Source organism: Comamonas sp. BIGb0152, from assembly GCF_024809975.1.
Classification (GTDB): Bacteria; Pseudomonadota; Gammaproteobacteria; order Burkholderiales; family Burkholderiaceae_C; genus Comamonas.
Genome location: NZ_JANUDY010000005.1, coordinates 378,567 through 392,227 on the forward strand (window position 1 = coordinate 378,567; position 13,661 = coordinate 392,227).

At 64.2% G+C, this 13,661-nt stretch carries 19 protein-coding genes; 10 read left to right on the forward strand and 9 right to left on the reverse strand.

The window, feature by feature from the left end:
- Positions 1-2: 2 nt before the first annotated feature.
- On the reverse strand, positions 3-590 hold the full coding sequence (locus tag M2375_RS12675; protein WP_259167575.1) for a hypothetical protein: 588 nt from the start codon (positions 588-590) through the stop codon (positions 3-5).
- A gap of 62 nt (positions 591-652) precedes the next feature.
- Positions 653-1,456: an exodeoxyribonuclease III gene (locus M2375_RS12680; protein WP_259167739.1), complete on the reverse strand. Its 804-nt coding sequence runs from the start codon at positions 1,454-1,456 to the stop codon at positions 653-655.
- Between the two features lie 10 nt (positions 1,457-1,466).
- Here M2375_RS12680 and pyrE point away from each other — a divergent pair, with 10 nt between their 5' ends.
- Genes pyrE through M2375_RS12695 form a run of 3 tightly spaced genes read left to right on the forward strand, consistent with a single transcriptional unit; the run spans position 1,467 to position 3,480 of the window.
- Positions 1,467-2,168 (forward strand): orotate phosphoribosyltransferase, encoded by a 702-nt coding sequence (gene pyrE / locus M2375_RS12685; RefSeq protein WP_259167578.1) that lies wholly within the window; start codon positions 1,467-1,469, stop codon positions 2,166-2,168.
- 37 nt (positions 2,169-2,205) lie between these two features.
- Positions 2,206-2,847 carry a DUF4124 domain-containing protein gene (locus M2375_RS12690; protein ID WP_259167581.1) on the forward strand — a complete coding sequence of 214 codons (642 nt, stop codon included), beginning with the start codon at positions 2,206-2,208 and terminating at the stop codon, positions 2,845-2,847.
- 15 nt (positions 2,848-2,862) lie between these two features.
- On the forward strand, positions 2,863-3,480 hold the full coding sequence (locus M2375_RS12695) for a DNA-3-methyladenine glycosylase I (RefSeq protein WP_259167583.1): 618 nt from the start codon (positions 2,863-2,865) through the stop codon (positions 3,478-3,480).
- A gap of 1 nt (position 3,481) precedes the next feature.
- Here the strand turns inward: M2375_RS12695 and M2375_RS12700 are convergent, their stop codons facing one another.
- The 5 genes from M2375_RS12700 to M2375_RS12720 form a co-directional block, all read right to left on the reverse strand.
- Positions 3,482-4,015 carry a GNAT family N-acetyltransferase gene (locus M2375_RS12700; RefSeq protein ID WP_259167585.1) on the reverse strand — a complete coding sequence of 178 codons (534 nt, stop codon included), beginning with the start codon at positions 4,013-4,015 and terminating at the stop codon, positions 3,482-3,484.
- A 60-nt stretch (positions 4,016-4,075) separates the two neighbouring features.
- Complete coding sequence (locus tag M2375_RS12705) at positions 4,076-4,306, reverse strand: hypothetical protein (RefSeq protein WP_259167588.1); 231 nt, start codon at positions 4,304-4,306, stop codon at positions 4,076-4,078.
- Positions 4,307-4,397: 91 nt separating this feature from the next.
- Complete coding sequence (locus tag M2375_RS12710; protein ID WP_259167591.1) at positions 4,398-4,760, reverse strand: hypothetical protein; 363 nt, start codon at positions 4,758-4,760, stop codon at positions 4,398-4,400.
- Positions 4,761-4,774: 14 nt separating this feature from the next.
- Positions 4,775-5,347: a hypothetical protein gene (locus tag M2375_RS12715; protein ID WP_259167593.1), complete on the reverse strand. Its 573-nt coding sequence runs from the start codon at positions 5,345-5,347 to the stop codon at positions 4,775-4,777.
- Between the two features lie 67 nt (positions 5,348-5,414).
- A complete protein-coding gene (locus M2375_RS12720) occupies positions 5,415-6,545 on the reverse strand; it encodes an alkene reductase (RefSeq protein ID WP_259167594.1) in 1,131 nt (376 codons plus the stop codon).
- A gap of 313 nt (positions 6,546-6,858) precedes the next feature.
- On the opposite strand from M2375_RS12720, the gene serA reads away from it, so the two are divergent.
- Positions 6,859-8,088, forward strand: coding sequence for a phosphoglycerate dehydrogenase (serA, locus tag M2375_RS12725; protein ID WP_259167596.1), 1,230 nt, complete (start codon positions 6,859-6,861; stop codon positions 8,086-8,088).
- 100 nt (positions 8,089-8,188) lie between these two features.
- Here the strand turns inward: serA and M2375_RS12730 are convergent, their stop codons facing one another.
- Together M2375_RS12730 and M2375_RS12735 are read right to left on the reverse strand one after the other, a co-directional pair.
- Positions 8,189-8,740: a nitroreductase family protein gene (locus tag M2375_RS12730; RefSeq protein ID WP_259167598.1), complete on the reverse strand. Its 552-nt coding sequence runs from the start codon at positions 8,738-8,740 to the stop codon at positions 8,189-8,191.
- A gap of 58 nt (positions 8,741-8,798) precedes the next feature.
- Positions 8,799-9,260, reverse strand: a complete 462-nt coding sequence (locus M2375_RS12735; RefSeq protein WP_259167600.1) for a PaaI family thioesterase — start codon at positions 9,258-9,260, stop codon at positions 8,799-8,801.
- A 161-nt stretch (positions 9,261-9,421) separates the two neighbouring features.
- Here M2375_RS12735 and M2375_RS12740 point away from each other — a divergent pair, with 161 nt between their 5' ends.
- The 6 genes from M2375_RS12740 (at position 9,422) to M2375_RS12765 (ending at position 13,469) form a co-directional block, all read left to right on the forward strand.
- The gene (locus tag M2375_RS12740) at positions 9,422-10,807 is read left to right on the forward strand and encodes a hypothetical protein (protein WP_259167601.1); all 1,386 of its coding nucleotides are present in this window, start codon (positions 9,422-9,424) and stop codon (positions 10,805-10,807) included.
- Positions 10,804-11,991 (forward strand): hypothetical protein, encoded by a 1,188-nt coding sequence (locus tag M2375_RS12745; protein WP_259167603.1) that lies wholly within the window; start codon positions 10,804-10,806, stop codon positions 11,989-11,991. The genes M2375_RS12740 and M2375_RS12745 overlap by 4 nt, the downstream gene beginning before the upstream one ends.
- A 248-nt stretch (positions 11,992-12,239) precedes the next feature.
- A complete protein-coding gene (locus tag M2375_RS12750; protein WP_259167605.1) occupies positions 12,240-12,368 on the forward strand; it encodes a transcription initiation factor TFIID subunit D10 in 129 nt (42 codons plus the stop codon).
- A gap of 41 nt (positions 12,369-12,409) precedes the next feature.
- Positions 12,410-12,574 carry a hypothetical protein gene (locus M2375_RS12755; RefSeq protein WP_259167606.1) on the forward strand — a complete coding sequence of 55 codons (165 nt, stop codon included), beginning with the start codon at positions 12,410-12,412 and terminating at the stop codon, positions 12,572-12,574.
- 106 nt (positions 12,575-12,680) lie between these two features.
- Positions 12,681-13,313, forward strand: coding sequence for a hypothetical protein (locus tag M2375_RS12760; protein ID WP_259167609.1), 633 nt, complete (start codon positions 12,681-12,683; stop codon positions 13,311-13,313).
- Positions 13,314-13,325: 12 nt separating this feature from the next.
- A complete protein-coding gene (locus tag M2375_RS12765; protein ID WP_259167612.1) occupies positions 13,326-13,469 on the forward strand; it encodes a hypothetical protein in 144 nt (47 codons plus the stop codon).
- The last annotated feature ends 192 nt before the right edge of the window (positions 13,470-13,661 follow it).

Here is a 13,661-nt window from a genome sequence, read left to right on the forward strand (position 1 = left end):
TCTCACCATTCAAAGGGCGAATCACTGGTGGGAAAGCGCGGTGTGGGGCACTCACCGCTGCGTACAAAACGGTTGGCATAGTTGAAGCGGTAGGCCATCTCGCTGCCGTTGCGGCAGGGCAGTCCGCCATACAGCCGGGCATAGGTGGTGCGTGCGCCGCTGCTGGAGCGGTAGGTGTCCTGGGCTTTGAAGACCAGCTTGCCGTCCTTCTCCTGAATGCGCAGGGTGCCGTACGAGGCGTTATTGGGCGTCTCGTAGTCGACCAGCATGTCGGGGCCTTGCTGGCCCAGCTGCGAGATGATGAGAAAGTTGGAGCGCTGCTCGGCGACCAGCTGCTCCTTGCTCAGCACCCGCATGCCGGGGGTGGACTGCAGCTGAGGGGCCAGCGCCAGGGCCTTGCCTTCCAGCACGATGATGGCGGCGGTATTGTCGGGTGAATCCCGGGTGGGGCCCGCTAGCAATACCTTGGACAGGCGCTGGGTCAGCGCCTCCACCAGTTCCTGCGTGTTGTAGTCGGAGGCATCCTTGGCGCAAGCGGCCGTGCTGGCCAGCAGGCAGGCCAGAAGAAGAGGGACTGCGGTCATGCGCATGGAAGGCTCCCGAATAGCGTTTGCGGGTCTCCGGGCTGGGGCCGCAGGGACCGGACGATGGGCTACAGCTTGAAGTCGTAGTCGATGGTGATGGGCGCGTGGTCCGAGAATTTCACATCCTTGTAGATGTGCTCCTTGCGGGCCAGCGCGGCAATCGCCGGTGTGGCCAGGTGGTAGTCCAGGCGCCATCCCACGTTGTTGGCATAGGCCTGGCCCCGGTTGCTCCACCAGGTGTAGCAGGCGTCGGTGGTATCGGGCTGCAGCACGCGGTACACGTCGACCAGGCCGCCGGCTTGTGCCTCTTTTTCCAGCAGCTGGGTCATCCAGCCGCGCTCTTCGGGCAGGAAACCGCTGTTCTTCTGGTTGCTGCGCCAGTTCTTGATGTCGGCATTGGTGTGGGCAATGTTGATATCGCCGCAGAGAATGAATTCGCGCTCGGCACGCAGGCGCATCAAATGCGGGTGCAGCTCGGCCAGAAAGCGGTACTTGGCGGCCTGGCGAATCTCGCCCGAGCTGCCGCTGGGGAAGTAGCAGCTGATGATGGAGAGCTTGCGCGTGGGGGTGTCAAAGCGCAGCTCCACATAGCGGCCTTCGGCGTCGAACTCGTTGGGCGAGAAGCCCACCACCACATCGCTGGGCACGTGCCGGGTGTAGACGCCCACGCCCGAGTAGCCCTTTTTCTCGGCGAACTGGAAATACCCGTTCATCTCGTCGATGACTTCGAACTTGTCCAGCATATCCGCTTGCTGTGCCTTGATTTCCTGCACACAAATACAATCGGGCCGGGTTGCCTCAATCCAGGGGATCACCCCTTTGGTGGCAGCGGAGCGGATACCGTTGAGGTTGAGGCTGGTTAATTTGAACAAGGATTGGGTCATGGTCGATAGTCTCCCACAGTCAGGCGCGGATGCGCAGCTGGCGCAGGATTTTGTAGAGTTCGCGGTGGCGTCCGGCGTGCTGCGCTTTGGGCAGTTCACCACCAAGGCCGGACGCATCAGCCCGTATTTCTTCAATGCGGGGCTGTTTGACGATGGCGCCAAGATGGCGCGCCTGTCCGAATTCTATGCAAAAGCGATTCTCGCCAGCGGTGTGGAATTCGACATGGTGTTTGGCCCCGCCTACAAGGGCATCCCGCTGGCCGCGACCGTGGCCGTGGAACTGGCCCGCCTGGGCAAGAATGTGCCCTTTGCCTACAACCGCAAGGAAGCCAAGGACCACGGCGAAGGCGGCAGCCTGGTGGGCGCACCGCTCAAGGGCCGGGTGCTGATCATTGACGATGTCATGTCGGCCGGCACCGCTGCGCGCGAATCGATCGCCCTGATCCAGGGCGCAGGCGCAATCCCCTACGCCATGGCCATTGCATTGGACAGACAGGAGAAAGCCACTGAGAATGGCCAGGATGTGGCGCACAGTGCCGTGCAATATGTGCGCAATCAACTGGGCATGCAGGTCTGCACCATCGCCAAGCTGGAGGACCTGCTGGCCTTTTTGGCCCAAGGTGCGGCAGCCGATTCGATGCGTGAGCACCACAGCCAGGTGCTTGCTTACCGTGAGCGCTATTGCGCAGGTAATCAGTAGTTAGAATTCGATAGTTTTGAATGATGGGAATCTGACAATGCGCAAGGACTGGTGTGCCGCTGCTCTGGCCATGGTGATGTTGGCACTCACGGGCGCCAGCCATGCCCAAAAGTCCCCCGCCACCAGCATGGTCTACAGCTGCGTGGACGCGGGCGGGCGGCGCCTGACGGCGGACCGGCCAATCGCCGCCTGCGCGGATCGGGAGCAGCAGGTCACCATGCCCGGCGGTGCGGTGCGCACGGTCGGGCCTGCGTATTCCGAGCGAGAGCGCGCCGAGCAGGCTGCCCAGCAGCGCCGTGAGGCCGAAGAGCGCTACCGTGCCAGTGACGGCAAGCGCCGTGAGCGCGCGTTGGCCACGCGCTACCCCAGCAAGGCGGCGCATGACGTCGAACGCGGCGAAGCCGTCGATGTGCTGCGCGCCCAGATTCGCATCGTGCAGGAGCGGCGCAGCTTTTTGCTGGAAGACCGCAAGAAGATCGACCAGGACATGGAGTTCTACAAAAAGGACCCGAGCAAGGCGCCCGCCCTGCTGCAGTCGCGCCTGGATGGCAACCGGCATGACTTGAAGGAAGTGGACGACCAGATCGCCACGATCAACGACGAGATCAAGGCCACGAACCTGCGCTTTGACGAAGAGGCCCAAAGCCTCAAACCTTACTGGAGCCCGGCTGCCAAGTAGCCGCGCGCACAAACCATGTCTCTCGAACCTCTGGCGCCAGGCCTGGCCCTGGCCGATGACCAGCGCGCGCGCTGCAGCTGGTGCATGGCCTCACCCCTCTACCAGCACTACCACGACCATGAATGGGGCTTTCCCGTGCATGAGGACCGCCGGCTGTTTGAGAAGATTTGCCTGGAAGGCTTTCAGGCGGGCCTGAGCTGGCTGACGATTCTGAACAAGCGCGAATCTTTTCGGGCCGCCTTTGCACAGTTTGATGCAGTGCAGGTGGCGCAGTTTGGTGCGGCCGATGTAGAGCGCCTGCTGGCCGATGCCGGCATCGTGCGCCACCGGGGCAAGATCGAGGCCGTGATCAACAATGCACAGCGCCTGGCCGAGCTGCAGCGCGAGTTTGGCAGCTTTGATGCCTATCTCTGGCGCTTTGCACCTGCGCCAAGCAGCCGCCCGGCCTTGGTCACCTTGGATGCCGTGCGCCAGTTGGGCGTGGCGCCGGAGGCGGTGGCCCTGTCCAAGGACCTGAAGAAAAGGGGTTGGAAGTTTGTCGGCCCCACCACGGTCTACGCCTTCATGCAGGCCATGGGCATGGTCAATGACCACCTGCATGGCTGCCATGTGCGGGATGGTCGACCGGTCTGAGCTACAGCCCGGATAGCTCGCTGGCCAGCAGCGAATGGCGCTGCAGTGACACATACTGGCCCCCGCGCTTGCTGCAGTCGCGCAGCAGGCCTTCATGGCAAAAGCCCAGGCGGGCCAGCAAACGGGTAGATGCCGCGTTTTGCGGCTCCACATAGGCCACCACACTGTGCAAACCCCGCTGTGCGAAAGCGCTGGGCAGCCACTGGCGCAGCGCCTGGTCCATCCAGCCCTGGCCCCAGTGCGCGGGCAGCAGCCAGTAACCCAGCTCGGCACTGTCGGCCTCGTCGTCATGGTCGTAAATGCCCACGGCGGCGATCACTGCACCGTCCAGCAGCACCGCCTGCCACCAGCCGCTGCCTTCGCTGGCGACGGATGCATACCAATCAAGTTGTTCTTGCGCAATGGCCCGGGCATCGCTGTGCGCCGTTTCCAACCCGTAGAAAGCGGTCAGCCGTGCATCGCCCATCGCATGGGCGACGACGAACAGATCGGCGGGGGAAAAATCGCGGAAGTGGAGGCGGGCGGGCTGCGACATGGTGCAAGCCTAGCACCGCTGGCTGGTGGTGTGCGATAGAAGATGAGGGGCGCGGGCGGCTTAAGCCGCTACATGCCAGCGAGCGGGCTGGTCGCTGCCCACGGCCTGGATGCCCAGCAAGGCAGCATTGCGCTGCAAAACGGCTTCGAACTGGGCGCCGCTGGCACCGATCTGCTCGGTAGCGCCGTCCCAGTAGTCGTCGGCGATCTGGGCGGCGGTGAAATCGCGGTGGATGAACTTCTGCACAATGTTGCGCAGCTTGTCGAGGTTGATGCTGTCGATATCGGTCATGGCAAGCCTCCAATGCAGACGTAAGCTCCAGTGTGGCGCAATTGGGGCAGCTGTCAATCGGCAATCGCCGCCAACTGCGGGTTGCGCGTGGTCAGCGCAGGCCCGTGGTGCTGCGCAGCAGCCGATGCACCAGGAAGACGCAGACCCAGGCCACGCCGCCGATCCACAGCGGCACCAGCACATAGCTGCTGGCGCGGGCCCACTGGCCCAGTTCGTCCAGCTCTCTCAGCGGCCACAAGGCCAGCGCCAGGCCAAAGCCCCACCAGACCAGCGCGAACAGCGCAAAAGCCCAGGGCAGCCAGTGGGGGTGGCCAGCAGGTGCGGGCTGTTTTTGCGCGCGCCTGTGCTGCAGGGATATCCACAGCACGGCGGCCAGCACCAGTAGCGCAGACAGACCCAGGGCCACCGGCCACCACAGCGCCAGCGGCAAAAATGCCAAAGACAGCGAATGCATGCGCGGCCTGGCCTTTATTCTTTGTTGCAGAGCATGGAGTCTGCCAGGCTCCCCACGGTCACCCGCAGGTTCTTGCCCTTGTGGGCCTGCACGGCCCAGGTGTCGCTCAAATCCTCGGGCACCAGGTCCTTGTCGTTCATCAGCTCGGGTTTTTTGTGCTCGGAGCGGTCTTGCTTGACGACCTGGGGCACGATCATCGTGATGGTGCTGCCCTCCATGCGCCATTGGCCGGTACCTTGCAGCACAAAGCGGTACTGCTGCTCGGTGCTGGGCATGTCATAGGCCAGGAAGGCCTGCGAGCGCAGTGTGTGGTCGGCGTTGAACTGGTTGGTGTAGGTAAAGCTGGCGCTGTCCTTGCCCATGCTGATCTGGAACTGGCATTCCCAGATGCCGGCCAAGTCAGCCTCGCTGATGCTGGCCGCTGCAGCGGCAGGTGCCTGCGGCGCCGGTTTGTCTTTGGGGGCCTGCTGGGGCGCCATCGGTGCAGGTTCGGCCTCTTTTTTGGAGGGCCAGAGGCTGGAGCAGGCGGCCAGGCCGGGGACCAGCAGCAGGCAAAAGGTGGTGCGGAAGAGGGGAGTCAATGGCATGCGCCCACTCTACCAAAATCTTGCTGCGCTGCAGCCCAGGCCTTTGTAGGCCTGGGCCGCTCGCCGTTTAACCCGCCAAGCTGGGGTAGTCGGTGTAGCCCTTTTCACCGCCGCCATAGTAGGTGCTGCTGTCCCCGGTGTTCAACGCGGCACCGCTGCGCAGGCGCTCGACCAAATCCGGGTTGGCGATGTAGGGGCGGCCAAAGGCCACGATATCGGCCTGGCCGCTGGCCACGGCTTGCTCGGCCAGTGCGCCGTCATAGCCGTTGTTCACCATCCAGGCGGCTTTGCCACCGGCGCGGCGGTACTCGGCCTTGAAGGCCTCGTAGTCAAAGGGGCGGCCTTCCACCTCACGCGGCCCGCCAGTGGCGCCTTCGATCACATGGATGTAGGCCAGGCCTAGCGGCGCCAGCTGGTGGGCCAGGTAGGTAAACAAGGTCTGCGGATCGCTGTCATCAATGCCATTGGCGGGGGTGACGGGCGAGAGGCGGATGCCGACCCGGCCACGGCCGACGGCGTCAATCACGGCGCGGGTGACCTCCAGGGTCAGGCGGGCGCGGTTTTCGACCGAGCCGCCGTAGTCGTCGCGACGCACATTCGCGCCGGTCTTCAAGAACTGGTCCAGCAGATAGCCGTTGGCGCCGTGGATCTCAACGCCGTCAAAGCCAGCAGTCTTGACGGCATTGCGGGCGGCAGCGGCAAAGCTATGCACGATGCCGGGGATCTCCTCGGCGTGCAGCGCGCGCGGCTCAGAGGTTGGCTCAAAGCGGCCCTCACCCGTAGCGGGGTCGATCAGGAAAGTCTTGGTCTTGGCGGTGATGGCCGAGGGCGCCACCGGGGCCTGCTGGCCGGGCTGCAGCAGGCGGTGGGAGACGCGGCCCACATGCCACAGCTGGCAGACGATCTTGCCGCCCTTGGCATGCACGGCGCTGGAGACCTTGCTCCAGCCATCGAGCTGATCCTGCTCGTACAGGCCGGGCACATCGGCATAGCCCTGGCCCTGGTGGCTGATGGCGGTGGCCTCGGTGATCAGCAGCCCGGCGCTGGCGCGCTGCGCATAGTAGGTGGCGGTCATCGGCTTGGGCACAGCCTTGGGCGAGCGGTTGCGGGTCAACGGGGCCATCGCAATGCGGTTGGCCAGGGCCAAATCACCCACTTGCACGGGGTGGAACAGCGGGTGGGCTGGGGTGCTTGTCATGCAAAACTCCTTGCGGTTGTGTCACGGAATCACCTGCTTTTTGTACCACGCAGCGCAGCCCTTTGCAGGCCAGGGTTGTAGCCCGGCCCCTGTCGGTGAAGCGCTCGGCCGCTTAAAAATCAAGCAAATCAAGGGGTTCAATGCTGCAAAGCAGCATGGCCGCGCGGGCGGCGTGAGGAACTCGGGCACTAGGGTCAACCCGACAACACGTAATGGCAAAGGTTCTGCGCCATGATCGACCCGGGTCTGCCAGCTGCCGATCGCAGCCGTGTTGGCAGACCGCTGTCGTTTGTGAAAGAGAAAGCGCGCATTCATGACCAAAACATCGCTGGATAAATCGAAAATCAAGTTCTTGCTGCTCGAGGGCATCCATCCCTCCGCGCTCAAGGTGTTGCACGCGGCAGGCTATACCCAGATCGAGGCGCTGACTGGCGCTTTGGAAGGTGAAGAGCTCAAGCGCAAGATTGCGGACGTGCACTTTGTCGGCATCCGCTCCCGCACGCAGCTGACGGCCGATGTGTTTGCCGCAGCCAACAAGCTGGTGGCAGTGGGCTGTTTTTGCATCGGCACCAACCAGGTCGATCTGAATGCAGCGCGCGAGCGCGGTATTGCGGTCTTCAATGCGCCCTTCTCCAACACCCGCTCCGTCGCTGAGCTGGTGCTGGCCGAAGCCATCCTGCTGCTGCGCGGCATTCCCGAGAAGAACGCGGTATCGCACCGTGGCGGCTGGAAGAAAAGCGCCGACAACTCCTACGAGATCCGTGGCAAAACCCTGGGCATCGTCGGCTACGGCTCCATCGGCACCCAGCTGTCGGTGCTGGCCGAAGGCCTGGGCATGAAGGTCGTGTTCCATGATGTGGTCACCAAGCTGCCGCTGGGCAATGCCCACCAGGCGGCTAACCTGACGGCGCTGCTGGAGCAGTCCGACATCGTGACCCTGCATGTGCCTGAGCTGGCCTCGACGCACAACATGATCGGCGCGACCCAGATTGCAGCGATGAAGCCCGGCAGCATCCTGATCAATGCCTCGCGCGGCACCGTGGTGGATCTGGATGCGCTGGCCCAGGCGCTGCAAGCCAAGAAGCTGCTGGGCGCGGCCATCGACGTGTTCCCGGTCGAGCCCAAGAGCAACAAGGACGAGTTCCAGTCGCCGCTGCGCGGCATGGACAACGTGATCCTGACCCCGCACATCGGCGGCTCGACCATGGAAGCCCAGGCCAATATCGGCCTGGAAGTGGCAGAAAAGCTCGTCAAGTACAGCGACAACGGCACCACCACCTCGGCCGTGAACTTCCCCGAAGTGGCTCTGCCCGAGCACCCGGGCAAGAACCGTATCCTGCACGTGCACGAGAACCGCCCGGGCATCCTGTCGGCCATCAACCAGGTGCTGGCCGACAACGGCATCAACATCGCCGGCCAGTACCTGCGCACCGATGAAAAGGTAGGCTATGTGGTGATCGACATCGACCAGGAATCGTCGGCCCTGGCGCTGGAGAAGCTGGCCCAGATCGCCGGCACCATTCGCTGCCGCGTGCTGTTCTGATCCAGCGCTGCACTGTGCACGGCCCTGGCAAGGGCGGCATGTGCATCAGCAACGACAAAGGCTCCCCTCGGGGAGCCTTTGTGCTGACAGGCGTGGCAGTTTAAGCCAGCGGACCTGCCGACAGGATTTCCGACAGTGCCTTGCGGGGCGATGGCGTCTCGCGCTCGGCCAGGTCGGCGGGCAGGCTGGACTTGTCGCCGCGCTCGCCGATGGCGACCAGGCATTCGACTTGCCAGTTGTCACCGAGTTTCAGCACCTCGCGCGCGGCATCGCGCTCGATACCGCCCATGGCGTGGGTGGCCAGGCCCATGGCATGGGCCTGCAAGGCCAGGTAGCCCCAGGCGCAACCGGTGTCAAAGCTGGGCGCAGGAGACTCGTCCTTGTTCGACAGCACCACCAGCAAGGCGCCGGCGTTCAGGCACCAGCGGCGGTTGAACTCATTGGGGATGGTGGAGAACGCTTGCCAGTTGGTATCGCCATGGATCGAATAGGCAAAGTGCCAGGGCTGCTTGTTGCTGGCCGAGGGGGCCCAGCGTGCGCCTTCAACGATGGTTTCGATGTCCTTGGCCGTCAGTGCCTTGCCGGAGAAGGCGCGGGGCGAGGAGCGGTCCAGAAACTGGGGATGGATGGCATGGGTGGATTGGCGCGTCATGGTCAGAAATCGAGCAATAAGGCCGCCAGCATGCCATATCTGCTGGTTTTTTGCAGGCTCAGATTTTTTGCTTTTCGACGAGCTTGAAGGTGCCCGTCGCCAGGCCCAGCAGGTTGCCTGCATCGTCATGCAGCTCGCCGCGCACAAAAGACAGGCTCTTGCCCCGCTTCTCACAAACGGCCGTGCAGACCACATCCCCGGCACCCGGTGCAATGTAGTGGATGGTCAGGTCCACGGTGATGACGCCGTAGCGCAGCGGATCATGCGCGCGTGCAGCGCAGGACAGGCCCACATCGAGCAAGGTGGCGATGGCGCCGCCATGCATATCGCCCCGGCTGTTGGTGTATTGCTTCTGGTAGGGCATGCGCACCCGGGCGCGGTCATTGCCGATGGCCTCGCCCTTGAGCAAGAAGGCCTCGGCCATGGCCATGCTGAGCCCAAAGATCTGGTTGGCCGGCTCATCAACGGTGTAGGCGGGAATGTCGGTGGCAACAGCGGTGGAGGGGGCGGTGGTGGTCATGGAACAGGGCGCAGCAGGTTCAAAAACCAGCATGTTAGCGGCTGGGGCGCCCGCGCGGGCCAGGTGGCTGACACCTGGGAGTCGCCCACCCAGTGGCGCCCAGCTTCGTTTGCAAAGCGGCAGCCATCCCTTCTGCGCCCTCGGTTTATCATGGCTGGCTTATGCCCGTCTGGCCCCCATCGTCCTCTCTGTCGTCCCCGTATTGCCCACGCTGCGGCGCTGCAAACTGCCGCAGCGCCGGTGCGCGCGACCACTTTGCCTGTTTGCAGTGTGGGGCGCAGTTTCAGCTGGAGCAGCGCCAGGGCCAGACCGTGCTGCGCATGCAGCCAACGGCCGCTGCACCGGATTGGAGCCGTCTGCGCAGCCATCTGCGCTGGCTGCTGCCTGTGCTGGCGGCGACACTGGCGATGCCCTGGTGGCTGCCGCCGCTGCAGCAGGGGCTGAAAGGCATCGTGCCAGCCACGGAGAGAAGCAGGGCCGAGAACGCTGCCGCCTGGGGCCGCAGCGAGGCCGCCACCCTCATCGAGCGCAAGGGCCAGCGCCTGCTGCTGCAGCTGATGGAGAGCCGCGAGGGCGAGGATGTGGTCTACCGCGTGCTGGTGCGCGATGCCGCCACCGGCCGCAGCGTGGGTGAGCCCCAGCGCATGGCCATGCCCTGGGCCAGCACCTCGGGCAGCGCCGAACTGCAGTTTTTCTCGGACGGGCAGCTGTACCTGTTTTTGAAAGGGCGCGGCCTGTGGCAGCTCGATTTGGCGACCCTGCGCTTTGTCGACCTGCTGCCCCAGCTCAGCGAGCGCTTTGCGCCGCAGCTGGGCGAAGGGGTGGTGGGCGTGGTGCCCCAGCGCCGTGACCGCCCCGACAGCCTGGAGGTCACCAGCCGCAGCGGCAGCAAATACCTGGTGTATTGGCTGCTGGGCCAGATCTGGCCTGCGGCGGAAAGCCACCGCCTGTACGAAATGGCCCAAGCCGGCTACCACCAGGAGATCGCCTACTACCGCTATGAATCCCTGCCCCGGCCCACCGGCGAGACAGACCGCGCGCTGCTGGTGCAATCCTGGTGGCGCCACCAGCCCGGCCAGCCCGCCTACTTTGGCTACTTTGATCTGCAGCCCAGCGACAGCCGCGAGGTGCAGACATCGCCGCGCAGCTATGTGGCCATTGGTGACGGCTATTCCACCCGCCCTTACGCCATCAAGGACCGGGGCCTGCTGCGGGTGAGCGTGGTGCAGCCGGCGGTGCCGCGTTTCCATGCCGATGTGATGGCCGAGAACGCGCGCCGTGTGCTGCTGGCCTACAACCCCACACCGGTGCGGCAAGAGGGCCGGGTGATCCAGCTGCTGGACAAGGCCAACCAGCAGGTGGTGTGGAGCCGCACGGTCGACCAATTGCCCCAGCTGGGCAAGCGCGAAGGCGGTGCCTATGTGAGTGCACAGGCCGTCAGCGCGGGCTTTTTGCTGCTCAACGATATGCGCCAGCCCGCGCTGTTGCTGGGGGATGATGGCGAGGTGCTGCAGGACTTTATGGCCGCCAGCGGGGCCGGGCGATGAGCATTCCCCGGCGTTTTTTGCTGCCGCTGGGCCTGGGCTTTCTGTTCTTTTTTGTGCTACCCCTGCTGGTGCCCGCCGCGATCCAGTGGATGCAATCGAACGGGGAGAAGACCGAGGAGCTGGGCGAGGTTGAGGCCTCGGCGGTCTACCAGGGGGAAGATGGCAGCCTGCGCATGCTGCGGGTGATGCGGCACAGCACCGAGCGCGACGATGTGTTTGTGCTGCTGCACAACGACCTGCAGGCCAAGCAGCTGCTGGGCGAGCCCCAGCGCATCGTGTTGCCCAGGGCCCAGGTGCGCCAGCCCGCCCGCTTGCGCACCGAGGCCGATGGCCAGATGTCGCTGCTGCTCAATGACCGGCACTGGTGGCTGTGGCAAGGCAAGCAGACCCGGTTTGCGTCCATGGATGCGGCGCTGCGCCAGCGCTTTGCGGCCGAGCTTGGCACGGGCGTGGCGCAGATGGGCTTTGGTGGTGTGCGCGAGCCCGGCCTGCTGGCAGTGACCAGCAATACAGGTGACCGCTATGCGCTTTACTGGGCCAGTGGCGATATCTACCGCTGGGGTGAGCCGCTACAGCGCCTGCGCGAGCGTCCCTGGGCGCAGTACACGCAGACCGTCACGCGCATCGACTATGCGGATTTTCAAACCGATGTGGCGAAATACGGCTTGCCCACCATGCTGCTGCAGTACCAGCAAAAAGTGCGGCCCGGCGAGTTTGAACAATGGCCGCGTCTGCAAGTGCATTCCAGCGCAGATGCGCAGGTGCGCGCCGCGCCCGGGCGCTACCAGCCGGTGAGCGATGGTTTTGTGGTGAGCCGCCAGAGCCTGCGCGAGGCGGGCATCACCCAGGTTGCTGCCGTCGCCAGCGTGCCGGTGCAGTTCAGCGGCCAGGTGCTGGCCCGCAATGCGGATCGGGTGCTGATGCGCTACGACGAGACCCCCAGCACCGCCGCCGAAGTGGTGCTGCAGATCGTCGATGCGCGCAGCCTGGAGCGGGTCTGGCGCAAGTCCTCGCGGGAGATACCGCAGCTGCTGTTTGCTGGGGAGCATCTGGCGGCCCAGGCCTGGGCCGGCGGTTTTTACCTGAGCACGGGCATGAACCTGCCGGCCCTGGTGATCGACAACGCTGGCCAGACGCTCTACGACTTTCAGCCGCAAAAACGGCTGGCGCCCGTCGACGAATAGGCACAGCAGACCCTGGCGGCAGGGGGCGGGGCAGCGATAGCCAATCCGGGCTGGATGCACTTTTCTGATAGCCATTGCATTCGCTAAAGCACTGTTTTGTAAAGAAATTTTGCAAAACACCGGCCTGGCTTACGTAAAGCGCGCCGATTCTCCAAAACTCCTACAGCCAAGCCCTGGGCCTGGGTGCACCATGTCTTAACGGCAGGCATTTGCCCTGCCGCCAACCTGACACTGAAGGAGTAAGCGCCATGAGCCCGCAGAAGCACCAACAGTCCGGACAGCAGCCTGCCCAGAAAAAGGAGCAGCAGCAGCAACAGCAATCCCCAAAGCAGCAGCAACCGGGCCAGCAGGACCGCAAGCAGCCATCGCAGAAGTAATCTGCGCCTGCGCGGAACAAGACGACCCCACGGAGCACCCCATGCCTACGCAAGCCATGCCCTTGCCGATGACCAAGCAGCAGCCTTGGCCCCTGCAGCAGGGTCAGCCATTGCGTGAGGCCAAGTACTCGCAGCAGCAGTGCAAGTGCAACCGCCGCCAGCTGGGCACCGAGCCCAAGACGCCGGACAACGCACAGATGTGCTGATCCTTTACCCCCCGCGCACAAGCCCGCTTATTGCGGGCTTTTCTGCGCGCGCAGCATCCCCTGCAGCGGCGATACTGGCCGCTTCGACCACGCTGGCCAGCCCACTATGAACACCGGATTCTTCGCGCAGCCCAACCCGCCCTACCGTCGCGCCAACTACGGCTTTGCCTACCAGTGGCTGGAGGATGTCGGCAGCCTCGCCGCCTTGCTGGCGCAGGTGGAAGCGCTTCGCGCCGCTGACCCGGATTACCGCTACCTGGCGACCCTGGACGATGTCCAGCAAGGCAGCTACACCAGCGGCCATGCCAGCCAGGATGACCGGCTCTACCTGGACAGCCCAGCCGACATGGACTGGGACGACCCTGCGCAAGAAGCAGCCTGGGCGTTGCAAGCCTTGCAGCACCGTGCGCAGCAGTTGCGCTTGGCCCATGGCCCGGGCAACTGGGCAGAGGTCTGCGGCAGCCTCAGCACCAGCGCTGACGACATCGCTGCCCTTGTCGCTGCCAACCGCGCGCCCGATCTGCTGCTCGACGATGTCGTCTATATCCAGCGCCTGCCGCTGGCCAGCGACGACCCGCTGATCGCCGGCCAGCCCAATGGCTATTTCAGCGCCGACTGGGACAGCTTTCAGAACCATGCCATCCACCAGTATCTGGCAGAGCACCATGGATACGCGCTCTTTGCGATGGGCGCGTCCTGGATGGCGTTGGCCCGCGCCGATCCACCTGATGCCGCGTAGGCCCAGGCGTTAGTGGATGACCTGCGGGTACTGTATGCCACTGGCGATGAGGAATTGCTGGCCCACCCTGGCTGGCAAGCCTTGCCAGCGCTGCTGCAAACGCAGCGTTCCTTGGTATTGGGCTATACCGAAGACATGGCCGACCGCTGGGAATGAGCCCTGAGCTTGTACTTCTGTCAAAGAAGGAAAAGGGATGTTTGCGCAGCCACCACGTGGCACAGGGCACAGCGCCGCAAAGGCTTTGCAAAATGTGCGCCGAGAAACGTCTCGAAGCAGGCGGCGCGTCAATTCCTACACCGGCCGCTGGGCGGCGGCGCGACTATGGAGCCATGGCAGGGCATGTTGCCT